Source organism: Enterocloster sp. 210928-DFI.2.20, from assembly GCF_020554465.1.
GTDB classification, from domain to species: domain Bacteria; phylum Bacillota; class Clostridia; order Lachnospirales; family Lachnospiraceae; genus Enterocloster; species Enterocloster bolteae.
On the sequence record NZ_JAJCHK010000005.1, the window covers coordinates 193,164 to 216,798 of the forward strand.

Genomic DNA, 23,635 nt, shown 5'->3' on the forward strand with positions numbered 1-23,635 from the left:
ATTCCAGCCCTGACTACATTCCAACCCTAATCCTTTTACTGCACTGACTATTCTCCAGTCTGCCTACCCTTTGACTGCTCCCGAAGTCATTCCCTGCACAATATGTTTCTGTGCAAACAGCAGAAACAAAATGGAAGGAATGATTCCCAGGGTGGAAGCCGCCATCATCTGTCCCCATGAATTCAGGTTTTTGGACACGTATTTCTGAAGCCCCACAGTCAGGGTGATCTTATCCTGTGATGTGACAAATATATTGGAAAATGTATATTCATTCCAAACATTAAGGAATGTAAAAATAGCCACTGTAGCGATTCCCGTCATTGCCACAGGTAATACCAGCCTTAAAAGGCACTGGGCCGGGCTGCACCCATCTATGAGACCGGACTCCTCCAGTTCATAAGGAATCGTGTCAAAGAATCCCTTCAGCATCCAGATTGAAAACGGAAGGTTCAGGGAAGTATAGCTCAGAATCAATGACCAATGAGTATCTATCACATTTATTTTTTTGTAAATCATAAAAAGCGGCATCAGCATAAGCATAAGCGGAAACATCTGCAAAACCAGCAGCCCAATCTGGAAGCCGCCCAGCATGCGGGATTTATACCGCGATAAGGCATACCCGGCCAGGACAGCCAGAATAATGCACAGGCATGTAACAATCAGTCCTATTTTCAGACTGTTTAAGGCTGAAAGCAGGAAATCAGACTGCAGAACGGCCCTGAACGCAGTCAGCTCCGGACGCGCCGGAAACAGACCGGTATCCGACAGCGCCCTGGTATCCCCCTTAAATGCAGTTCCAATCATGGCTGCTGTGGGCAGTGTGAAAATACAGGCAAACAGTATCAGCACTGCATATGTCAGAAAATCTTTGATTTTTCTTTTTTTTCCGCCAACCATTCCCGTTACCCCCTCCCTTTTTCCCTGAACTGGACTCTAAAATATACCAGACTTATAAGCAAAAGTACAAGAATCATAACCACCGCAATGGCGGACGCATAGGATATATTCTGACGTAAAAATGCGGTGTAATAGGACAGGATTGGAAGCGTATATGTGTATCCGTTTGGTCCTCCCCCTGTCAGCAGCCAGATATTTTCAAATGTGTTAAAGGTCCACAGAAAGGTCAGAATCGTACTGATAAAGCTAATGGGCTTAATTAAAGGCAGCGTAATACCGGTCAGCGTGTGCCGGAACCCGGCTCCATCCATCTCAGCCGCCTCATACAGCTCCGCCGGCACGCTCTGCAGTCCAGCCAGCAGGGTAATCATCATAAATGGCATCTGCTTCCAAACGGAGACCAGTATAACAGTAAACCGCACCAGGGAATAGTCTCCAAGGAACAGCACCGGTTTCTCAATCAGCCCCAGCTTCTTTAATGTTATGTTGATGATACCCACCTGGTCATTGAGCACCCAGGTCCAGTTGATGACCGCCACCACGGCAGGAATCACCCAGGGAAGAAGAAAAATAGTCCTGAAAAGTGCCCCGAACCGTATCTTACGGTTCAGCAGCAGGGCCAGAGTAAGGCCAACAACATAGGAGACAGCCACAACGGAAAAGGTATATACAAAGGTAAAACCCAGGCTTCCAAGAAATTCCTGGTCCTGTGCCAGTTTTATGAAATTGTCAAGAAAGATAAAATCATTCCGGCCTGGCCTGAGCAGATTTTTATTTGTCATACTCATATATATCCCGTATAAAACGGGATATACACTAATCAGCAGGAGGACCAGGGCCGCCGGAATCAGCATCAGGTATGGGCGGCTTTCCTTTCTCCATTTTACTGCTGTTTTAGAGCTGGAGCGTTTCATGGATACTCCTCCATTCTAATAGGATTAATTTAGTTCCTCTAACACACGGTTCATCTCATCATTGGTTTTTTTCAGTTCTCCTGCCATATCGTCAGCCCCCATCAGCATGGCTTCAATCGGCTTGCCCAGCATGTTCTGGACAAAAATCTGGTTGGTAGCAAGAGGACAGTTGTCTGCCGGCCAGTTTAGATCTACATAATAATCCCTGTATTTTGCATATTGCCCCATCATCCAGTCTGTCTTATAAAATTCATTTTCATAAAAACTCTTGCGGGCAGGCAGGGCTGAAGCACCGCCGTCAATATAAAGCTGCTCATTGTTCTTCAGGAACCATTCTATGAATTCCTTTGTCTCCTCAGGATGCTCTGTCTGTGCAAATCCCATGATTCCATCTGACCATGCCACTTCCCTTGGCTTATCCGCGCTGGGACCTGTGACCGGACCCATAATTTTGGTGTTCTTATACATCTCCTCGTTGGACTTTACATGTGTAAACGGACTTATCCACACCATGGCCAGTTTTCCTGAAGCATAAAGCTTTTCTGTGTCCGCTTTGTTGTAAGAAACCATACCATCGGGAAAATATTCCTTGTCCCGCATCTCCTTAAGAAGCCCCATGCATTCCATTACCTCAGGCGTTTCAAGCGCTCCCTCCTTTCCATCGGCGGAAATCCAACTGGCTCCGTTAGTAAACATTACATTGAGCATGGCATTGGTGCTTCCCTGGTCCAGTGTAAAGAACGAGATCGGGAACATCCCTTCGTCACCATATTTCTCCTTTACAGCAGCACAAATTTCCAACAGCTTATCCCAGCTTACTTCCTTGTCAAGATTGGTAAATCCCAGTTCATCCTCCAGGATATCCGCGCGGTAATATATGTTTTTGGGGTCTGTCTGAAAGGGAAGGGCAATTTGTTTTCCTTCGTATATTCCTGCTTCCAGCATTCCATCCAGAAAATCATCCGCAATCGGATCTTTTTCAGCCTCCCACTTCTCAACCAGATCCGTCAGGTCCAGCGCCTCACCCATTGCCGCGTAATTCATAAGGCCATAGTAGGCAGCTGTGGTAACATCCGGTGGTGAACCGGCTGCAATAGCGGTCTGTATCTGCTCAATGAAGCCGCTCCAGCTCATAATCTGAAGTTTTACCGTTGCACCGTGATCCTCCGCGTTATACTGGTCCACAATCCGCTGCAGCGTCGGATCATATGTGTCGCTTGGTCCATATGGCAGAGCCCAGTATTCTATTTCCACCTTTTCTTTAGCTGAACCGGCGTTTTCTCCGGTCCCCTCCGTGGGAGCCGCCTTTTGTCCGCATCCAGCGGACAGAGCCATAACTGCTGCCGTGAGGATTGCTGTTGCTGCTATTCTTTTTTTCATTTTCATACCGCCCTCCTTAAATATCACAGGAGACTTTCATTCGTCCCTCTGATTTACAGTTGTCATTATTATAAACCCATTTTTCTTTATACAAAACTCACAGATTGTAACAGTTTTTTTTCATCTCCATCTTAATTTTCAAATTATCCATAAAATCAACTATCTTTCCAAAATTTCAACACTCCAGCATAAGCTCCTGTCACAGCATGTCTGTCCAACTCACAAAAAAAGGACAACAATGCACATTGCAGTGTGTCCTTTTTTCTAATTTTATCTTATTCCGGCAATTCTCTTCTGTTCTGAGTGCGGAAATCCCTGAGGGAGCATCCTGCATATTTCGTGAAACACACTGAAAAATATTTATAATTACCGAAACCCACTGCCTCGGCAATGTCCATGGTACGCATCTCAGTGGTCTTTATCAATTCCATGGCGCAGTCGATGCGGTAATGATTCAGCCAGTCACTGAACTTACATCCCATCTCCTCCCGGAAAATACGCCCCAGATAATTTGGGGATATAAACATCTTTTTTGCCAAAGTCTGCAATGTGATTTCTTCACGATAATGGACTTTCAGATATGCAATGGTCTTGGCAATCAATTGGGAGTGGACCCCCCACCGGTTCTCACCTTTGCGGGAAGCCCCCAGGTAGTCTCTGACCCATTTCTCCAGGTCCTCAGCATACAGGAAATCATCCAGCTGATATTCTTCAAAATCTCCCAGCCCCTCTCCCTGGTCAGATGCTGTCATCCCTCGGTAAAATGCAATCAGCTGGCTCAGACATCGCCGCAGTTCACCAATATCTGTCTGCTCCCTTCTGCAGATACCGAACAGGCGGGATACATCTCCGGTACAGTCACGTCCCGTGGCAAGCGCTGAAAGGGCATGCTTCAGCGTAAGCTGCGCCTCCGCGGAAAGCTTCCCGCCAGCACCTTCATCCGAGTAAAATATCTGTTTTTTCCGGTTCCAGGCTGAAGCCCGGAACGCCTCCTTGGCGGTCCTGTAAGATTCTCCAATGGCCATAAGCCCGGTCCCCGCGGTGCCTATGCCGATTACAACATGCCGGCCGTCATTATGGCCAATTTCCACTACCAGGCGCTCCGCCATATCAGAAGTTCTCTGTTCTGCCTTATCCGGGCTGTCGGCATTTATTAATATAAAGTATTCTTCCGGTGCGAGTTCACAGAAAAACTCCCTGTCTCCCCCGCATATAGACTCAATCTTTTGTATTAGCTGCCAATAGATCATGTCCTGCTCAACCTGTGAGCCGCACTCGTCCCCATTCTGCTTGCTTACATACAGAGTCATCGTCTGGAATACAGGACCGTCTAAAGGCACTCCCAGCATTTTAGACTGATGGACCAGCCTTTTGTTCTGTTCCATATTGCCTTTGAGAAGGTCACTAATAAGCATCATCTGCAGTATGGGTATACTTTCATCCAGCAAAGCATCCCGGGTCAGCTTCTGGGCTTTCCTGTTCTGCTCCTCCACGATCTCCTCCTTGCACTTAAGCACACTGGAGATAATTTTATCTGCGCTGGCAGGCTTAAGCAGATAATCATGCACACCATTTTGCAAGGCTGCATGAAGATAATCCGTCCTGTCATACCCTGTAAGCAGGATAATACGCAGGCCGGGCAGCGCATCTCTAAGCAGGCTGCACAGCTCCAGTCCGTCCTTTTCAGGCATTCGGATATCGCTGATTAGTATATCCGGTCTTACCTCCAGAGCCCGTCTGAAGGCTTCCTCTCCATCAGACGCCTCCGCTTCCAGCGATATTCCCCAGGCATTCCAGTCAATATAATGCTTTAGCCCTCTTCTAATACTGGATTCGTCATCCACAATCATCAGCTTAATCATATACCCCTCCCTGTATCAGAGCATGTCTGAACCGCAGGCTTAAATGGCTGTGTCACTGTTATCACCGCTCCTTTTCCCTCTCTGTTGTAAAAAGACAGGCCGTAGCCATCTCCGCAGGCAAGTCTGATACGGTCATTCATATTCTTGATACCCAGCCCCCTGTTATTGGTTTCCACATGTTCCAGCAGTTGGTTCATGTCATCCACATCAATCCCTGCCCCGTTATCTTTTACCTCATACTTGAGTGTCTCCCCGTCCCGGAATATATTTACTTCCACCTTCCCATCCTTTATCCCGCTGATTCCATGAAGGATGGCATTCTCCACAAGCGGCTGAAGCACCAGCTTCACAACCCGGCAGCCCAGTGTTTCCTCCTCATAATCCAGTTCAAAATCAAAGGATGTTTTCCCTTGTCTCTTTAGAATAATATAATAACGCAAATGCTCAATTTCATTTCCCACAGTCGTAAAATCATCATCCATTATCAACGCATGCCTGAAAAATTGAGATAAGGAATCAATCATCTCGCTGGTCTGGGACGCCCGCTCCATCTTAGCTGTCCAGTAAGCAATGTCCAGAGTATTATACAGAAAGTGAGGATTAATCTGGGCCTGAAGCGCCTTTAATTCAGCTTCCTTTTTGCGGATGGTTACCTCATATACTTTCTGGATTAAATCCTGTATCTGGTCGGCCATCTGGTTAAAATGCCGGGCCACAAGTGCTGCCTCATCATTTCCCCGTACTTCAATACGGGTTGAAAAATCCTGGTGCCCAAAGGTATCCATATGCCGTATTACCTCGGACAGAGGTTTTAAAATCCGCTGCGACACCAGAAGAGCCAGCGCGGCGCACACCAGGAAGCAGGACACGGACAGGCCCAGAATCAGCAGGAGGGAAGCTGATATCATGCTGTCCACGTCGCCTGTTCCGGATACCCCGCACAGAATCCACCGGCCTGCTGCCAGACCATAGGGCGATAGGTAATATTCATCCTCTTTTGCCTGCTCCTCCGTCCGGTAACATCCACCAGTTCCGGTCAGAAGGTTATTGTAATTCAAAATATCCCCTTTTTCCTCCGGAAAGCCGGTATTAAACAATAACCTTCCCTCTTCATCCAGAATCACATAATTCATGGATGGCTCCATTTCACTTCTCAGATAATCCGAAAGTCCCCTGCTGTCCAAATATAGCTTTGCTGTTCCGAGATGGTGTGAAGGATTTTCAGTGTCACGCAGCAGGCGGCATAGGTATAGATACCGCTCTCCATAAATGTCCTCATCCTGCCCCCAGAAGGATTTACCATTCAGGGCATCTGCACGCTCCCGGTCAGCCCGGGTAATATTAAGCGGCATAGAACCATTGGCCAGCACTTCCCCATTCGCGCCCTCTATCTGAATGGCTTTGATGTAATCACTATTATTCCTAAGATAAATCAGGGTATTATATACATCATCTAATAACTCCTTATCCCCTGTGGAAAGATAGGTCCTGATATCCTTATCCCCAATCATAAACAAAGATGCCCGCTCTAATTCACGCATGATTGTCTCCACAGCCTGTCCTACCTTTTTCATGGAGGCCTGCTGGTAATTTTCATGATTCTTCTCAGCTGTCGTAACCGTACGCCCCATGACGAACAAGCTCAGAACCATAAGCGGAATAAGAATAATTGTAGCTGAAAGCAAAAAGATCTTTGCCCTTATCCCTCTCTTAATTGCCATCTCTTCCTCCCTCTTCATTTCTCCATATGTACAGGTTTCGGTTTGATGTTCAGCGTATGCCTCAGCTCCTCCGCACGTTCTTTACAGCCATAAAATTATTCAGTCAGCATCTACCCACAAATGATAAGCCAGCCAGTATTCACCCTGCCAGCTTGCATATCCCGGAGTCCGCTTAAACAATTCCTCTGTTTTTTGAGGGTCGGAAACCAAGCCGCTTTCCGCATCCTGAATAAAACCACCCCTCAATTTTTCTGCCGCTTTCCCGTCTGATATACACTCCAGGCAGATACAATGAACATTATCTATACAATACATAGTACTACAGTATTCATTCACTTCTTTTCCACAACACTGACAGATGCCGTTTTCATGTTCAATAATATCGTTATCATATACGTTGGGGTGATACTTAAACACAACCTTCTTTTCCATATCATTACTTCCTCGTAACATATAAATAAACGCTGCTATAACTTTCAATTCAGGTAAATTATACCACATAGCAGTCCAAAAGAACATAACGGAATCCATTGCCAAATAACGGATTAAACATGCACGAAAAAGCAGGGCTTCCCATGCGCCGCCCAATGCTGTGCATGCTGAATAAATATGCGGACCGCCGGAAATAAGCGGACCGCATATTTATATAACTCTGTTCAGACACATCCGCATCCATGGGATTGTTGTGGACGTGGCCGAATATATTGCATTCTGGTTTTTCTAACACTGCTTACGGCAGGTTCAGGCTTTTTCCAATGGGCGGTCCAGGATATCACACAGATCGTCATAATCCATCTCGCCGTTAAACCTCAGTACTTCCTTTCCATTCCGGAATATGACTACGACCGGGATACCTCCCACATTGTAGGTGTCCACCAGCTCCTGGTTTGCATCCACATCCACATAACGGATTTCGTATGCCCCGTCATATTCTTCCTTCAGGGCCTCTTCCAGCACAGGGTGCAGGGCCTTACAGTGAACGCAGCGCTCTGCGCCGAACAGTACCAGGACCGGTTTATCCTCCACTGCCAGGACCTCATCCTTCCAGCTGGCCGCGCCGGCGGGATGGAATACCTGCGTATCCACCTCAAAGACCTTTTCCCTCTGTGACAGGTCTTCCTCATCATCCGTTGCCACACAGAGCGCCACATCCTGATAATACGGCAAAGTCCCCTCAACGTCAATCACCGTTTTTGCCCCAAACGCGCCCGCGCCCGGAACACGGTAAGTCACATTGTCAATGCGCTCAATCGGTACCTCTGCCGGAACCGGCTCCTGCGGCACATAACTGTAGGGGTAACGGTAGGCCCTGTAAATCATATTATTCCTGGGCCCCTTTTCATTGTGCGTGTAATACGGCGAAATCCACTCCCAAACAATCTCATGGTCCGGCGTTACCTCAATGAGTCTGCCGTCTGAGCCTTCGGTTACCAGGGTATTGCCGTTGGGCAGGCGCTGTGCGCTGCTGACATAGGGGCTGTAGAATTTGCTGGCGTCCGTGGGAATCGCATGGCCCAGCTCCTTGGGAGTCAGTTTCCATACCACTTCCAATGTAACAGGATTGAACTCCAGCACACGGCTGTAATCCCTCAATGCATTTTTGATGCCGATTGGAGAAGATGGGTTGGGGGTCCCGTAGCCGCCCCAGCCGCCGTTATCAAAGACCATCAGGTTGCCTTCGCCCGGCAGACCCTTGGGAATCATGTGGAAATGATGCTGTCCGATAATCCATCCCAGCTTCTTAAGCTCCGGCGCTGCGTTAAAATCAGGTCCGATCCGCCATACAATCTTTCCGGTTTCCTTATCCAGGATTGCCAGGATATTGGCTTCCCGGCAGTCAAAGATTATGTTGTCCGGCTTAAAACGCATATCTCCCTGGTCATACCATTTATTGGGTCCCAGATAGCTCATGCAGTTCACATGCAGGTAATCGCCCACACCGCCGTCCGATGCGCGCAGGTTGGGGTCGCGGAACAGCACGTTCTTGGCGGCCTCGTCAAATCCCAGTTCGTCAAAATGCTCGCTGATGGACCATTTCCATAGGATATTTCCATCCCAGTCCACTTCAATCATGGCGTCATCCAGCAGTTTTTTATCGGAAATCTTGGGATTGTGGATGGTCTGGTGGACCAGGATCAGGGTGTTGCCTGAAAGTGGCTTTGCATCCATTCCGGGTACGTAATAACCAACCGGATTGCCCTCCCTCTGGTAATCATGATGCTGGCGCGCCATCCATCTGTGGTCCCTGCCAGGATCGTCGATATTTTCAAAATGGTCAAATTCCCATACAATATTGCCGTCATAGTCAATCTCAATCAGGTTGACCCCGTCCTGCATGCCATAGTCAGGATGGCGGTACCCGGAAAGACCCATCACATATCCGCCGGGAAGAAGCTTTGGCGGCATGGCGTGCATATTCCAGCGCCTTACCTCGTTGCCGTTCATGTCAAACAATAACACGCCATCATTGATTAACGGAACAATCGTATAACCGCTCCAGCATTTTTCAGGGTTGTAAACAGTGACTCCGTGTGGAAAAACAAGTGGCTGTCCCATAATTCATATCCTCCATTTAATTATTATTATTTGTTAAAAAGCCTGTTTGATTTCAACCAGCTTTCCGTTATCGTAAAATGCCCCCGCAACCGTCCGTTCCAGCTTCAGGCTGTTGTAGAGCAGGCTCTGCCTTGTGACGTCCTGCCTGTATACCCTCCACTGTCCGCTTAACTCCTGTTCCAGCTGGGCGGTCTTCTCAATCTCCTCATTGCTGTACGGGTTGTAGAATAAAAATACGGTCCTGCCCGAATCCGGCCCCAGGATTCCCTGTATCTGTTCCAGTTCCTTTACATAGCGCTCCGATGCAACTGCCGCCACCGCGCCGTCTGCCGCCGAGGTAACTACCTGACGCAGGAATGTCTGGGTACAATCGCCCGCCGCATAAAGTCCCGGCACATTGGTCTCCATTTTCTCATTGACCTTAATGTAACCGGCCTTGTCGCAGTCCACCATGTCCTTCACCAGTCCGGTCTGGGGCACCATGCCCACAAACAGGAACAAACCGTCTGCCTTCACCTCTGTTTCCCGGCCCGTGTCAACATTCTTTAATACCAGTGACTCCACATGGTCGCTTCCCTTGATTTCCTGTACCGTGGAACTCCACACAAAATCAATCTTCGGGTTCTTATAGGCATGCTCGGCCGCAACCTCGTTACAGTCCAGATGTCCTTCCTCATGAAGCACTACAATGGTCACCTTGGATGCAAAGCCGGTCAGATAATCCGATTCCTCAATGGCCTGGTCGCCGGCGCCCAGCACATAGATTTCCTTTCCCTTGAAGAATTCCGCATCGCAGGTCGCACAGTAAGCAACCCCATGCCCGGTAAATTCCTTCTCGCCCTTGATATTGAGTTCCCTGGGCCTGGTGCCCAGATCCAGGATGACGCTGCGCGCCATGAAATCCCCCCGCCGCTTTGTCTCCACAATGAATGTATCGTCCTCTTTCCGGACCTCTGTCACGGTGGTGCGCTTAAGTTCTACCGTGGGATGGCCGGCCGCGTGTTCCCTAAACAGTTCCATCAGGTGCTGCCCGCTGTCCGCTTTCGTTCCCGGATAATTCCTGATTTCATACGTATCATTAATCCTTCCGCCATAGCTGCCCTTTTCCAGCAGCAGTGTCCTGCGCTCGGAACGTCCGGCATAAATGGCTGCTGACAGTCCTGCCGGTCCGCCGCCAACAATAATAAGATCATATACTGAGTCCATAAACAACTCTCCTTTCTATCATAAAACACGATTTTGGTTCACATTATTTTCTGGTTCATATCATTCTCTGCTTCAGCTCCCCCTTACCGGGGAAATCTCCTGTGCCTTTTGATGTCCGCCCTTTCCAGCCCTTTCTCCCAAAACCACCCAGATTACACAGATTCCCGTAAGGAACAGGCAGTAAAATGCCGCACTGAAAATCTGGAATGGGGATACCGTTGGAAGATAGCTATGCTTTTGCACCATCTCATTGATAATTGTCACGCTGCCCATGACAAATGCACTGTTGATAGGAATAATAGCGCTGAAGTTGGTGGCATTCGCTGTCAGGAGAATGCTCCTGCGTTCCGGGGATATGCCGCTTTCCTGCCCAATCCGGTCCGCCATGCCGCCGAACATCAGGATAGACGGCAGCACACAGCCTGCCAGAAGTATATTGGTAATGACGATTCCTGCTGTCAGTACGGTCTCAGAGCCGCGTGTGGTTCCCATGATATTCCTGCGTAAAAGCCAGTTACAGCACCGTTCCATCATCCCCCCATCCACAGCCACTGCAATCAGCCCATACAGCAGGATGGTGGAAACCACCACATCCAGCATTCCGCTGATTCCCTCAAAGATAACTCCCTTGAGCCCCAAAGTGCCATAGTCAATGGCCACGATGTCGGAAGGGGCAAGAACCCCTGTCAGAAGTCCCACTGCGAATCCTGACACAATTGCAAAGGACAATCCCATAAACAGATTTCCGGTCCTGAAACAGACAAGCAGCAGCACTGCCAGCGGAACCAGCATCCAAAGTCCCTGGGGGGAGGACATGGCTGATATCTGGGAAATATCCCCCATGGCACCTCCGCGTCCGCCAAAAATCAGATAAACCACCATGGCTGCCCCGCCAGCCGCCAGGATATAGGGGGTTCTCATCCTCAGAGTCTTCAACAGGTCTGCGGGCCGTCCCGTCACGCCGTCATGCTGTATCATCACAGTTGTATTGATGACCTGTGAGCTTGGGGAGATTGCATCCCCAAAGAAAATACCGCTGATTAAGGCCCCTGCCAGCATGGCCGGATTGGCTCCCAGCAGGATTCCCGGCGGATAGAAAATCGGTATCACTGCAAACATGGCTGCAATCGGTGCACCTGCCCCCATAGAAATCATGGCTGACGCCAGGAAACTGAATACCACGAATCCGCTTCTTGAAATACCAAGTTTGAGGCTGAGCCAGATAAACCCGTCCCCAATCCCTCCTGTATTCATCAGCTTGGAAAAAATACCGATGACCATAAAAACAAATATCAGCCTGGAATTGCCATACTGGGCCAGACCATGGACCACGCTGTCCCAATATCTGTCCTTCTCCCTGCAAAGGAAAAAGCCTGCAAAGAGGGAGACCGCCGCTGCAAAGGACAGGCCCTTCATGGAATAATAGTGAAGTCCAACTGAAAATGTCCCGCCGATCAGTATATATCCCACTAACGGCAGCATGGCAAACGCCTGGTTACCATAAAATGTAAGTTTCGTTTCCTCAGTCTTCATATTCGTTCCACCAATCCCTCCCTTAAGATAGTTAAAATTATAACAGGTTTTTTTCGGGGGATGTGTTGGAGCTCCAACACTTATGAAAATTTTATAATTTATTATCGTTTTTTTAACATAGCAGAGTCATTAGTACGTATATCATTGGGAAGCAGTTCGTCAATCTCATGTCAATACTGCTATTATATGTTCTTTCATTCGTTTTTAATTGTGCATAATTAACCACTAATTTTTATAAAAAAAGAGCCCCCACATCCGGCCGGATGCTTGGAAGCCCTTTCCATATCAGGTTTGCTCATCTTTTTATCAGTTGTTTGTCTATTTTTCAACGTTTCAGACAAAAGGAAACAATAGGAAGTGGAGCCGCCGGACTGCAAACGGCACGCGAAGTGCGCACACAGAACAGTGGTATTTGCTACTCCTTCGTTGGCCAGATGGATTGACCCAAATGGACTTGCCCGAATGACTTGGCCCTATGACCGCCCTATGGGACCTTAGAATACCTCCGTTTCAAATACCGATTTGTCCAACTCCCCACGCAAGCCGGACATTTATTTTGAAGGTCTTGATTTCTCCTGAACCAACTCACTTTCAAAAGTAACTTTTACAACAGCATGATTTATTTTCGTTCCAGTAAACCGCACATCGTACTCTTTCTCTTTTTGTAGATTATTGAGCGAAACTGTGATGGTATCACCACTTACTTTTTCATCCCATGTATTGCTCCATAAAACTTCGTCTGCATTTCTATCTTTTATTTCTACAATACCCCTTTCACCATCCATCTGAAAATAGACCTCTGCGTCTAAAGTTTCTATATCCTCAGACACACAAAATAAGCGTCCATTCTCAAACGGATCTGAATTACTGTAATTTGCATTCATTTCCATTTCAAGAACGGTTTTTTGTGTTTCCTCAGTATCTGATACATTTGATTGATTAGCGCTGGCTTTTTGACACGCGAACAAGCTGACAACACTAATAATGCCAACTAAAAAAAATAGCAATTTTTTTGTGCTAAACATTTCTTTACCTCCCTTACAAACATGGATTTAGATAAATTATAACACATAGCAATCCAAAAGAACATAACGGTACCTTCTGTGCATATGTATAATCCTGTCCCATGCTCCATCCCCATTCAAGCAATCTTAAACAGACATGGGCAAAACAACTTCCAGAAAAAAGAAAATCCCCTGGTCTGCTGCCCAAACCAGGGGATGTCATCTACATCACAACTCCAACCTCCGGGAGAGTTGTGATGTAGATGACTATGCCTTTTTAGCGTATTTTAACCATTGATGTAGATTCACACTGGATACTCTTGAAATCAACCATTCACTTTAAATTTTATCTCTACTACATGAATCTATCTTCTTTTTTTATGCTCCCACAAATTAGAAACTGATTCAGCAGTAAAAAATCCACTACTAAAATATTAATTCGAAAATTTCCTATAGAATAAAATCTTCCTTCTTCTATGTATTTTTAACCCCACTAAAATATGAATTTAATAACTATATACTTACTTTCCTTTGTTTTGTGCGTTCTGTCGATGGTTTATTAAGCTTTAAGATAATATTATTTTGATTTTCAACTCTTTGAATAATTTTTTCAATTTCCTCTCGATCAAATTCAATAATTCCTTGGAAATAACTAACTGGTCGTTCAAAAAGGTAACATCCTTGCTTTACCATCTTAATTAATATCGTTGGATAAAAGCACACTATTATATCTGTAATATCATCTTTTTGTTCAATGGACAATCGATTTTTATTTTCAATTTGAGAAGAAAGTTTATCTATTAGGCCCTTTACCTTGTATTCTTTCAAACTAAACACAAGCCGTATTGGCCTACTTCTAGCAATCGATGCGATGTCACCACTTACTTCTGATAAAATATCCGTCAAATCCTCACCAATTATAATCAATTGTTCAAACCCAAATTGTTGAAAATAACGAAAGTAATAACTATATTCTTTGTTATCTATTATGTACCTTGATTTGCAAAAAAGACTATGAGCATTGAATGGATCAACATCTTCTGATAGTTCCAACATCTCTCTAAATTTTTCAGTATTTCTTTCAAGTATTTCATCCTTTTCATCCGCAATCCTAGACAAACCTTGCACAACATGTTTGTTTAATTCGAAAAAATTTTCTAAACATGGATATATCCCCATTTTTATTTGATTATAAAAACAGTTAACATATTCTTCATGCAAATCATTTGTAATTAAAATCTGTATATCTTTTGTTTCCCTATTTTCATATATTAGCAGCTCGCTTCTGGAATAAACTAATTTTTCATATGCCACACCTAAAATCTTATATAATTCTTTTGATACAATGGATTCCTTAAAAGTATCATCAGAAACTTGCATATCTTGATATATAGCATTTATCTGTGCAAAATGAGAATCCACAAACTCTTTACCAACGCTTATGACTTGATGTAGACAAATAGACTGTCTATTAACTTTAGTGATTTTTAGAGCATCAATACTATATATGTCTCCAGTTATCAGATTGACCGCCAATTGATTAACGTTCCGCTTAGTAATGACTTCTGATTTTCTAGTTTCCAATGCAATTTTTCCTTGTGGAGTCATTTTCAAATGGCCTGATGAAGTAATAAGTAATTTTTTACCAATCATATCTACAATAACTTCTTTCATGACTTCATCCGAAACTCCTAAAATATTACCAATTTCTGATACTACCGGTACCCCAACATCTATCAACCTTAATACTGACTCATAAAACAAATTAAGCTCAGATATATTTCTTATCAATGCTTCAATTCCTATCTCTAGAATTGGAATATATATTGCCTGTCTTTTTATACATATACATCCGTCTAAACGCTTTGGATAATCTTGTTTAATTGCTTCAATTATTCTATTCATATTTTTCCTCTTTAGAAATATACATTTAGCCTCTTTTTGCCCATTCTAATAATTTATAACCCTACACTCATCTTCCTGTTGAATATAATTAATTATCTCTGGAAATTTATTTTTACGTATATTCTTATTGTTTAAAAAATCCATATCACCAACAATAATCAGTAAACATTTGGCTCTAGAGAAAGCAACGTTAAGCCTTGCCTCTGATTTCAAAAAACCTATGCCATATGGATTTTCGCTACTTCTAACTGTTGAATAAATAATTATTTCCTTTTGGCTACCTTGGAAGGCATCTACAGTATCAACATCAACTTCTATGTTCTTGTATACTTGTTGTTTTACCATATTGCTCAATAAATATCGTTGTGCGCTATATCCTGTTATCACTGCTACACTTGTTTTTACTTCTAAACTTTCATCGAGTTCCTTTAATTTCTCCTTAATTATATTTCTCTCTAGATTATTTTGATAAGTCTCCTTATTTTTAGCACCAGTTACAATTTCCCGGCGCTCCCCATCTCCCCTCATGGATGTACTGATCCACTCAATTGCAATATTCTCATATCCCTTAATAGAAAGCACTCGCTCGGTTCTATCAATACCATTTTGAATTTCATCTCCATAGAATACATGACTAATAAGAGTTCCAATTCTTGGGTGCATTCTATATTGTAATGTAAGTCGATGTCTATTTGAGTCAGGAAAATTATTATATAAATACTCAAAAATACCATTAGCTAAATCTTTTTCATTTATCTTATCTTTATTTTTTCGTATTATTTCTGTATCCAATACAGGAGGAAGTTGCATATGATCACCGACCATAATGATTTTTTCAGCTTTATTCAATGATACAGCAAGCTCTGGAAATGTTGCCTTTGCTGCTTCATCAATAATAACAATGTCAAAATCTACATCTCGTATGACTTTATTAGAAACAAATCCCGTACATGTTCCTGCAATAATTTCAGTGCTCTTTATATTATATAATTCAGCTTCTTGGCATTGTGAAATTCTATCAACCCATTGTTTTTGTATTTCTAATATTTTTCTTAATCTTTCATTTTTTAAACCTGCAGTTTGTTTTTGGAACTCATGTATAAGTTCCAAATTCACTTCAGCGTTTAGATTCTCTACCTTTAATTTTTCCATTTCTATATAGTAATTGTCAAAAGACTCTTTAGTTATATTTAATTCATCCAATAGACACTGGCTATATTTGTCACACGTTTTTTCAACCTCTTGAACCCATCTATCTTTAACATAAACTAATCCATATTTTTCACGTATAGACTTATTTAACTTATTATCTCTTCCAATTCTAACCAAACTCAAATTATCACCGCACACTTCAATTAAATCCTCAAGCATTTTATCTACTGCAGGATGCGACTGGGAAACCAATAAAATTTTCTTTTTTTCCAAATCAGGATTTAATCGATTTTGTCTTAAAATTTGTCTGATAATTTCTATGATAACTTTAGTTTTTCCAGTTCCTGGAGGCCCCTGTATTATAGTAATTGAATCCGAATTTAATGCTTTTCGCACTGCCGTCCTTTGCGGAAAATCCAAATTTTTATTAAATGGTACAAAGTCACTTTCCAAAATAATATTTTTAGGTTCCTCTACACCTGCCAGTATTCTCTTTAAATTAAATGTACAACTATAATCTTCCCTTTCTAGAATGTCTAACGCTTCTAACTGACGTTCTACATTTATCAAATCCTTTTGATAGTCTAAACAAATTGCCCCTCTTGACGGTAATTTTACTTTTAAGGTACCTCGCAATTTTAAAGTTAAAACAACATGCCCCTTTTCATAACTATCATTTTCATAGTACCCAATTGTTACAGGCTTGATCTTATCTTTACTCGTTCTTGAACTCTTTTCATAAGCAAAGGCCTGCTCTTTATCAAGCTTATCCTCATCAAGAAAAACACCTTTTGACAATGTAAAAATAATATTATCTCTATCCTTTTTATAATAATCGTAGCTAAGTCGAACTATATTATTTTGGATATTTTCTTTTACAAGTACTAACAGTTCCCTCCAAATCCCATAATGTTTACGATATTCCAAATCTACATTATTTTTTGAAATGTATTCGTTATAATAATCTTCGATGATATTTCGAATTTCTAAACTATCATTTATAGATTGCCTATGTGCAATTCTTTCATCTACAAAAGCTACACTTGCTACAATTTTTGCATATCTCTTCTTTAAACCATCAGCATGATAAGGAACAATTTTTTGAAAATCAATAACTTGAAATACATTTAACTGACAATTAAATATGCAATCCATTGTATAATTAAATCCAAGAAAAGTATATATATCATTTTCCTTATCTTCTTTTTTAAAACCATACAAATCTGCAAAATTATCTGGTAAATTGTTATTTACAACTTCCTTAAGGCCTATTCCCTTAGGTATTAATCTTTGCGCTCGCAGTTTTTGGATTTTTTCATAATCTGCAGTAAATATTGCAACTTTATGTATTCCCAAAAAACGTACAAATACTTTACCAAAGTCAACTCTTAAATCATAAATATTCGAATATCGCTCTTCCGGGTTTTCTGCAACCATCTTTTTAATAATTGGTTTTAGATCAATATCGATACCATAAGTTTTATCTAATACCTCCTGAAATTGCGCTGGTAAGGGAGGCTCTTTTCCGGTTACCAGATAATATATTACTGCCCCTATTGAATATATATCACTTTTTTCTGTTGCATTCTCACTATGCAAATGTACCTCCGGCGCAGAATATCCACTAGTTCCCAATTTGAAAAGAGTAGCAGAATTTATCATATCTTGAATTTTACATATACCAAAATCAATCACCTTAACATTTCCATCATTGCTAATCATTATATTATTTGGATTAATATCCCGATGAATAATACCATTAGAATGCGCTATTGCAATTGCTTCAATTATTTGCTGAACTATTTTATACTGTTTTTTAGAAGAGAATTCACTTATAGGAGCCTCCCTTAAAGTAATTCCGTCTATATATTCTAAAAAGATTACACCAACCTTTTCACCACTACGATTTTTCATGTTTTTATGCCCTAGAATGCGAACTATATTCTCACATTTATTCAGCTTATATAAAGCCCTTATCTCTCTAGTAAAAACTGCCTGATATAAAGGTGCATCAATGCCATATATCGCCTTGCGAACAAATAAATTGTCTGTTTCTGTTTCTTTAAATAAATCTACCTTTGAATTGGTATCTCCTCTATCACTTAACTTTTTAACAAATACCAAATCTTTTAAATCTGCCATTTTTTCCTCCCTATATTTTTGGATTTCCAGAAATAACTAATAGTATTATACCCCCCTTGTCTCTGCAAAACAAGATTACTAATTATAATTTAGTTATAATTAGATTAAAAACCCAAAATAGCAAACAATAATGCAACCAATTTCTTACAGTTGTAGCTCTATCTGCATCCCCGTATTCAATTCCATCTCCGCCCGGTTCTTACTAATAATCCGTACCTCCCTCACCAACTGCCGCACCAATACATCATCATACTCATCCGTCTGTTTAATACCTTTCATAAACTTATCAATCTCCGCAATCTGCCCCTCATGCTCTTTTTTCTTTTCACTAAGCTTTTCCAAGTCATATTTCTGTTCCTTCAGTTGCTCGATCTGTTTTGCAATCAGCCTGAATTTATCATCATATTTCCGGGAATTCATATCTTCCTTTGCAGTTAAACCAGCATATCTTAACAGTTCCTCCTGTAGATTGCAGATTGTCAAATCAATCTCTTCGGGCGTGGTTCCTCCGGTTAAATCCGCCATGGTGTTCAGTATATCCTGTTTCAGTTCTTCTTTAAAATGCAGATCATCGTCACCATATAGTATTTCAGATAACCCTTTCATGATAGCTGTATGTAGCGCTTCTTCCGGCACAGTGGGCGAATCTTTACAGTATTTTGTTCCATTCTTCAGGCGGTTAATGCATCTCCACACGACGCGTTTCTCCTGTTTCCGTTTGGGGTTACTCCATGTGGTTCTTCTATATCTGGAGCCACATTCCGCGCATATAACAATCTCCGTCAGCGCGTATCTGGAACTATAGGCGCCCTTCAGCCTGGCCCGTTCCGCCCGCTCCTGCTGTACCATATAAAAAATTGACCGCGGAATGATTGCCGGAATCGCATTCTCCACATAGTATTGCTTTCTCTGGCCCACATTCTGTTTTCTTTTATGAGTAAGGTAATCCTCTGTATAGGTTTTTTGAAGCAGCGCATCTCCCATATATTTTTCGTTTGATATCATTCTCAATATTGTAGTTACATTCCAGTTTTCTTTTCCGGTAGCAGTCTTAACCCCTCGTTCCTCCAGCTTATGTTTTATTTTTTCACAGCTGTCACCTCGCAGATACCAATAAAAAATACTTCTTACAATCGCTGCTTCTTTTTCATCTATCACATAATTTCCATGGATGTCCTTCGTGATTCCCATGAAATGCTTATAATTCAAAGAAATTTCACCCTTCTCAAACTTCCGTCTGAATCCCCATGTCACATTGGTGCTGATGGAATGGCTCTCTTCCTGGGCCTGGCTGCTGAGTACGGCAATCAGCATTTCGCCCTGGCTCTCCAGGGTATTAATCCGTTCAGTCTCGAAATAGACCGCCACTCCGATGGCCTTCAGTTCGCGGATTGTAACAATACTGTCCACTGTGTTGCGCGCAAAGCGGCTGACTGACTTTGTAAGGATCATATCGATCTTTCCTCTGCGGCTGTCGTTAATTAAACGATTGAAATTATCTCTCCGGTCCAGGTTTGTACCGGTTATGCCGTCATCTGCATAAATACCTGCAAATTCCCAATCCGGATTGCTTTTAATGTACTGGGTATAATACTCCACCTGTGCCTCATAGCTGGTCTGCTGCTGTTCCTGCTCCGTACTTACACGGCAATACGCTGCTACCCGCTTTTTTCTTTGATTTTCCTGTTCATAACTTCGTGTATACTCCTGCCGTTCCGGAATAACGGATACCCTTCTGGCCTCTCTTGGCATTGAAATTCCCCTCCCTGTAAGATAATACCACTGTTATAAATGGATATCTCCAGGTCCCGGACTGTCATTGCGGAAAATGATATCCTTTCGCCAATGATTTTATCCATGAGCCTGTTTCATCTTCCGTATCCCATATTCGCAGGTATCCTATAAAACAGGCATCCCCATTCCATTTGTAAATGTAAGTCTCATATTTCCATCCTGTCTGATCCGTATCTCTTTTATAATTTCACAGAAAACTCTTTTGTCAAACGATGTGACCGGATATTCCAGCGTATCAAGACACTCTGCGATACGTTTGGTCCTCTCGTTAATTCCTTCTGTTTGTAATAATCGAAACCGTTCTTTTGCTAACTGGAAACAAATTTGGACCGCCTCTCTTATATCTTCATCAGACTGGAAATCCAATCTATTCAGGCTCTCCTCTAATTCCTGGGTTTTTACATTTTCAAGGACAGCTTCATGATTGTTTGTATTTCTATATACCGCTGGACAAACCAGCATTTGATTAATAACAGTCCTGTAAATATTCCGGATCTGTTCGTCCCTAATTTTTATATAAGCCTGTCCCTCCCCCTGCTTACAGACAGGGCAATACCAATAAACGCTTCCATCCAGTCGTCCATCCGCATGACAGCGTCTCCCCTTAGAATTTCGTTTGAATTGCGAGCCACAGTCACCACATATTATCATATTTCCATAGACATATCGCCCTCCCATGATTACATCCTCATTCCGTTTGTCAGGAGTTTTATCTGTTTTATTCCTGCGTTTCTCTTTCACTCGTTGAAATAATTTTTCTTCAATGATGACCGGATAGCCATCCTTTCCGCAATATGCTTCTTCCTTCAGAATGTCTCTTATTTTTCTGGGCTGCCATCTGACATTCCCCAGCCGGTTCTTCAGCCCCATTCCTTCCATATCCCTGCAAATTTGATTGACTGCAATCCCTTTATCCACTTTTTGAAACACCATCTGAATGACAGGCGCAATGCGCTCATCAATCACGATTATTCCATCACATAGTCTGTACCCCCAGAGTATCCGTTTGGTTTGTCCCATATATTCCCTCGTCTAAATCTACAATCAGTTCCAATCCACAGGTCATATCAAACTGGAAGATTCGTTGAGCCAATACTTCTATTTTCTTAATCAATTCATACAATACCTTCTTTTTCACAATCGGATCCAAACCCGCTTCCAGGTCTAAAAAAGTAATGAGATTCTTTAATTCCTCTATCTGTTTCATACAGGAACCTTTGCCCTGTAACAGATTCTTTTCATCCATGAGTTTTCTCTGTTCCTGATCCAGGTTCTGGTTCCGGGTCAAAAAAAGAGAAGGTTCCATATAACCTTCTGCTCTCATTCTCAGCAGTACATGACGCTGCATCTTAACCTCTGCCAGTTCCTCTTCAATTTCTCTGATTCTGCCTCCTAAGCGCAGCCTCCGTTCCATGGCTTCCAATTGCTTTAACAGCGGTTGAAAAACAAGCGCCTTTCCCCTTTGCATTTTTCTCGGAAGCCGCTGCATTGCTGAACCCAAATCCTCATCCCGGACCAATTTTAATGTGCACGTCCTGTTATTGCTATGACGGTTTTTACATCTCCAGATTATTTTATTATCACCCCTGACCGTCCCGGCATATTCCCGGCTTAATTTTCCCCCGCATCTTCCACATACAATATATTCACATCCGATGGATGATGCCGTTAAATCCCTTCCAGCTTCCGATTGTCGAACGCTTAAGATAAAATCTATCTTTTCCTTATCTTCACGGCTTAAGATCCCTTCATGGTCATCACTGATAAGATACTGTCTGGCCTGGCCTTTATTGGTCAGATGCCTAAATGGTACGATTCCATTTGTGATTCTCTTCTGCATCAAATAATCCCCGACCATTTTTTCATTTTTCAGGATTCGCAGCACCGTTGATTGATACCATTTCTTTCCCGTTGGCCCGGGAATTCCGGAACTGTTAAGCTTCCCGGCAATTGTACCGCAGCCAATCCCATCCAAATAATCCCCCGCAATCTTGCGGACAATTTCTGCTTCCGGCTCGTAGATGATTAATTCCTTCTCTTCATCTTTTCTATACCCATAAGGCGCTTTGGAGAGAACAAACGTACCATTCTCAAATCTACGGACACAGGCCCAGTGCGCATTTTTAGATGTACTCATAGATTCTTCCTGTGCTACGGTTCCCCATATGGTCAGGATTCGTTCATTTTCCATGAGTAGTGTATTTAACCGCTCCTTTTCAAAATACACTGCAATTCCCATGGCCCGCAGCTTTCGGACTGTACTGATACAGTCCACCACATTCCTGGCAAATCTTGTAATCGACTTGGTTATGATTAAATCAATCTTTCCCTCTTCACAATCTTCGATCATATCATTGAAGCGTTGACGCCTCTGTCGGGATGTCCCTGTAATTCCCTCATCCGCATATATGCCGGCAAACACCCAATTTTCATTCTTTTGTATGTAATTGCTGTAATACCCATACTGAGCATCAAATGAGTGAAGCTGTTCGTCGGTGCTCGAGCTGACACGGCAATATGCACACGTCCTTAACCTCCTGTTTTTTATTTGTTCCTGGTAAGGCGCCTGATTTGCAGGAATCTCTATTATCTTTTTTTCATTCGATGTATTCTCATCCATATGATATCCTCCCCACATCCAGGAACGTTCCTCATCTTCTCTTATGCTTCGCTATTTCAGACGCATATCTGTTCTGATATTTGGCAATCAAAAGCTCATAGACCACAGGTGTGATAAGGTTGATGGATAGCATCTTTTCTAATATGGTAATCGCTTTTTGGTAACGGAATTCTGTCATTAATTCTTCCATACATTGATTCCTCCCAAACACATCCAACTATAGTGACATTGAAATGACTTCCCCTTCAATGGGTTCTCCCTTCAGCTCCCGCTCCGTCATCACAGGCCTTCACGAATTTAAATTGAATATATAGCGCTTATATTCTGGGCTTTTAATGCAAACATAAGGAGCAGATCGGAAGATTGCATCGAATAAATTTTCCATTGAATCCCCAGCAGTTTATCATACTTAAAACTTACTGTTATTTCAAAACGACTGTCATCTGTAAATGGTAACGCATATTCTTTAAGCCAGATATCTCTTTTACCGCAACTTTTAACATGGTTTCTGTCTCCTGACATCGTTTTTTAATTGTTACATTATTACAAGGCCTTAATTCTGTTGATAAGCACTAGACGAACCCCTCCCTGTTCACACCCTTTTGCAGGGCTTAAATCTGCATAATACATGTCACTTTTGCGCAGCATATTGATTCTCTCCCTTCATTCTAAACCTCCGGTTCTCAATACCACACCCACGCAGCCGTCTAAGAACAGACAGCTGCGTAATCTGGCATTGAAATCACCTTCTCTCCAAATCTATTCCTCGCTTCTATTCGACACTACTCCCCGAAGCTTGTCCGGACAGTCTACTGGATCCGGGCAGGGCAGCCAACCCGCCTGCCCGCAGCTGACAGGCATCATAGGAGTTCCACCTCCGCCAGGTTCTCTGGCGGCCGCCCTCATTGCGTGGTCCCCGGCCAAGGGGGCTGTGACTGGACGGAAGTAT

16 protein-coding genes and 1 pseudogene are annotated in these 23,635 nt (G+C 43.0%); all 17 read right to left on the minus strand.

Going from position 1 to position 23,635, the window contains the following annotated elements:
• Positions 1-63: 63 nt before the first annotated feature.
• Positions 64-897 (minus strand): carbohydrate ABC transporter permease, encoded by an 834-nt coding sequence (locus LI015_RS07555; protein WP_227124438.1) that lies wholly within the window; start codon positions 895-897, stop codon positions 64-66.
• 5 nt (positions 898-902) lie between these two features.
• A complete protein-coding gene (locus LI015_RS07560; RefSeq protein ID WP_002575270.1) occupies positions 903-1,811 on the minus strand; it encodes a carbohydrate ABC transporter permease in 909 nt (302 codons plus the stop codon).
• A gap of 24 nt (positions 1,812-1,835) precedes the next feature.
• Entirely contained in the window at positions 1,836-3,197 is a 1,362-nt protein-coding gene (locus tag LI015_RS07565) for an ABC transporter substrate-binding protein (RefSeq protein WP_227124439.1), read from the minus strand.
• A gap of 269 nt (positions 3,198-3,466) precedes the next feature.
• Positions 3,467-5,053 (minus strand): response regulator, encoded by a 1,587-nt coding sequence (locus tag LI015_RS07570; RefSeq protein WP_227124441.1) that lies wholly within the window; start codon positions 5,051-5,053, stop codon positions 3,467-3,469.
• The gene (locus tag LI015_RS07575) at positions 5,050-6,774 is read right to left on the minus strand and encodes a sensor histidine kinase (protein WP_227124443.1); all 1,725 of its coding nucleotides are present in this window, start codon (positions 6,772-6,774) and stop codon (positions 5,050-5,052) included. Before LI015_RS07575 ends, LI015_RS07570 begins: the two co-directional genes overlap by 4 nt.
• Positions 6,775-6,873: 99 nt before the next feature.
• A complete protein-coding gene (locus LI015_RS07580) occupies positions 6,874-7,206 on the minus strand; it encodes a CbrC family protein (RefSeq protein ID WP_227124444.1) in 333 nt (110 codons plus the stop codon).
• A gap of 309 nt (positions 7,207-7,515) precedes the next feature.
• Positions 7,516-9,330 (minus strand): aryl-sulfate sulfotransferase, encoded by a 1,815-nt coding sequence (locus tag LI015_RS07585; protein ID WP_002565030.1) that lies wholly within the window; start codon positions 9,328-9,330, stop codon positions 7,516-7,518.
• A 33-nt stretch (positions 9,331-9,363) separates the two neighbouring features.
• Positions 9,364-10,536 carry an NAD(P)/FAD-dependent oxidoreductase gene (locus LI015_RS07590; RefSeq protein WP_119206111.1) on the minus strand — a complete coding sequence of 391 codons (1,173 nt, stop codon included), beginning with the start codon at positions 10,534-10,536 and terminating at the stop codon, positions 9,364-9,366.
• Positions 10,537-10,608: 72 nt separating this feature from the next.
• Positions 10,609-12,069, minus strand: a complete 1,461-nt coding sequence (locus LI015_RS07595; protein ID WP_118018236.1) for a hypothetical protein — start codon at positions 12,067-12,069, stop codon at positions 10,609-10,611.
• A 551-nt stretch (positions 12,070-12,620) separates the two neighbouring features.
• Positions 12,621-13,094: a DUF4624 family lipoprotein gene (locus LI015_RS07600; protein ID WP_117625993.1), complete on the minus strand. Its 474-nt coding sequence runs from the start codon at positions 13,092-13,094 to the stop codon at positions 12,621-12,623.
• A 492-nt stretch (positions 13,095-13,586) separates the two neighbouring features.
• Positions 13,587-14,978, minus strand: a complete 1,392-nt coding sequence (locus tag LI015_RS07605) for a hypothetical protein (protein WP_227124446.1) — start codon at positions 14,976-14,978, stop codon at positions 13,587-13,589.
• A gap of 45 nt (positions 14,979-15,023) precedes the next feature.
• A complete protein-coding gene (locus tag LI015_RS07610; RefSeq protein ID WP_227124448.1) occupies positions 15,024-18,272 on the minus strand; it encodes a serine/threonine-protein kinase in 3,249 nt (1,082 codons plus the stop codon).
• A 144-nt stretch (positions 18,273-18,416) separates the two neighbouring features.
• Positions 18,417-20,024: a recombinase family protein gene (locus LI015_RS07615; RefSeq protein WP_227124450.1), complete on the minus strand. Its 1,608-nt coding sequence runs from the start codon at positions 20,022-20,024 to the stop codon at positions 18,417-18,419.
• 147 nt (positions 20,025-20,171) lie between these two features.
• Positions 20,172-21,086, minus strand: a complete 915-nt coding sequence (locus LI015_RS07620; protein WP_227124451.1) for a recombinase family protein — start codon at positions 21,084-21,086, stop codon at positions 20,172-20,174.
• A complete protein-coding gene (locus tag LI015_RS07625; protein ID WP_227124452.1) occupies positions 21,043-22,686 on the minus strand; it encodes a recombinase family protein in 1,644 nt (547 codons plus the stop codon). The genes LI015_RS07620 and LI015_RS07625 overlap by 44 nt, the downstream gene beginning before the upstream one ends.
• A 31-nt stretch (positions 22,687-22,717) precedes the next feature.
• Positions 22,718-22,876 (minus strand): SHOCT domain-containing protein, encoded by a 159-nt coding sequence (locus LI015_RS07630; RefSeq protein WP_227124454.1) that lies wholly within the window; start codon positions 22,874-22,876, stop codon positions 22,718-22,720.
• 569 nt (positions 22,877-23,445) lie between these two features.
• Positions 23,446-23,635, minus strand: a pseudogene (locus LI015_RS07635) (hypothetical protein); the annotation flags it as partial.

Bases quoted from the DNA above. Each gene is read 5' to 3' on its own strand.
- LI015_RS07570 (WP_227124441.1), bottom strand. From the start codon at position 5,053: ATGATTAAGCTGATGATTGTGGATGACGAATCCAGTATTAGAAGAGGG.
- LI015_RS07630 (WP_227124454.1), bottom strand. From the start codon at position 22,876: ATGGAAGAATTAATGACAGAATTCCGTTACCAAAAAGCGATTACCATA.
- LI015_RS07560 (WP_002575270.1), bottom strand. From the start codon at position 1,811: ATGAAACGCTCCAGCTCTAAAACAGCAGTAAAATGGAGAAAGGAAAGC.
- LI015_RS07620 (WP_227124451.1), bottom strand. From the start codon at position 21,086: ATGGGACAAACCAAACGGATACTCTGGGGGTACAGACTATGTGATGGA.
- LI015_RS07590 (WP_119206111.1), bottom strand. From the start codon at position 10,536: ATGGACTCAGTATATGATCTTATTATTGTTGGCGGCGGACCGGCAGGA.
- LI015_RS07615 (WP_227124450.1), bottom strand. From the start codon at position 20,024: ATGCCAAGAGAGGCCAGAAGGGTATCCGTTATTCCGGAACGGCAGGAG.
- LI015_RS07580 (WP_227124444.1), bottom strand. From the start codon at position 7,206: ATGGAAAAGAAGGTTGTGTTTAAGTATCACCCCAACGTATATGATAAC.
- LI015_RS07585 (WP_002565030.1), bottom strand. From the start codon at position 9,330: ATGGGACAGCCACTTGTTTTTCCACACGGAGTCACTGTTTACAACCCT.
- LI015_RS07610 (WP_227124448.1), bottom strand. From the start codon at position 18,272: ATGGCAGATTTAAAAGATTTGGTATTTGTTAAAAAGTTAAGTGATAGA.
- LI015_RS07565 (WP_227124439.1), bottom strand. From the start codon at position 3,197: ATGAAAATGAAAAAAAGAATAGCAGCAACAGCAATCCTCACGGCAGCA.
- LI015_RS07605 (WP_227124446.1), bottom strand. From the start codon at position 14,978: ATGAATAGAATAATTGAAGCAATTAAACAAGATTATCCAAAGCGTTTA.
- LI015_RS07555 (WP_227124438.1), bottom strand. From the start codon at position 897: ATGGTTGGCGGAAAAAAAAGAAAAATCAAAGATTTTCTGACATATGCA.
- LI015_RS07575 (WP_227124443.1), bottom strand. From the start codon at position 6,774: ATGGCAATTAAGAGAGGGATAAGGGCAAAGATCTTTTTGCTTTCAGCT.
- LI015_RS07595 (WP_118018236.1), bottom strand. From the start codon at position 12,069: ATGAAGACTGAGGAAACGAAACTTACATTTTATGGTAACCAGGCGTTT.
- LI015_RS07625 (WP_227124452.1), bottom strand. From the start codon at position 22,686: ATGGATGAGAATACATCGAATGAAAAAAAGATAATAGAGATTCCTGCA.
- LI015_RS07600 (WP_117625993.1), bottom strand. From the start codon at position 13,094: ATGTTTAGCACAAAAAAATTGCTATTTTTTTTAGTTGGCATTATTAGT.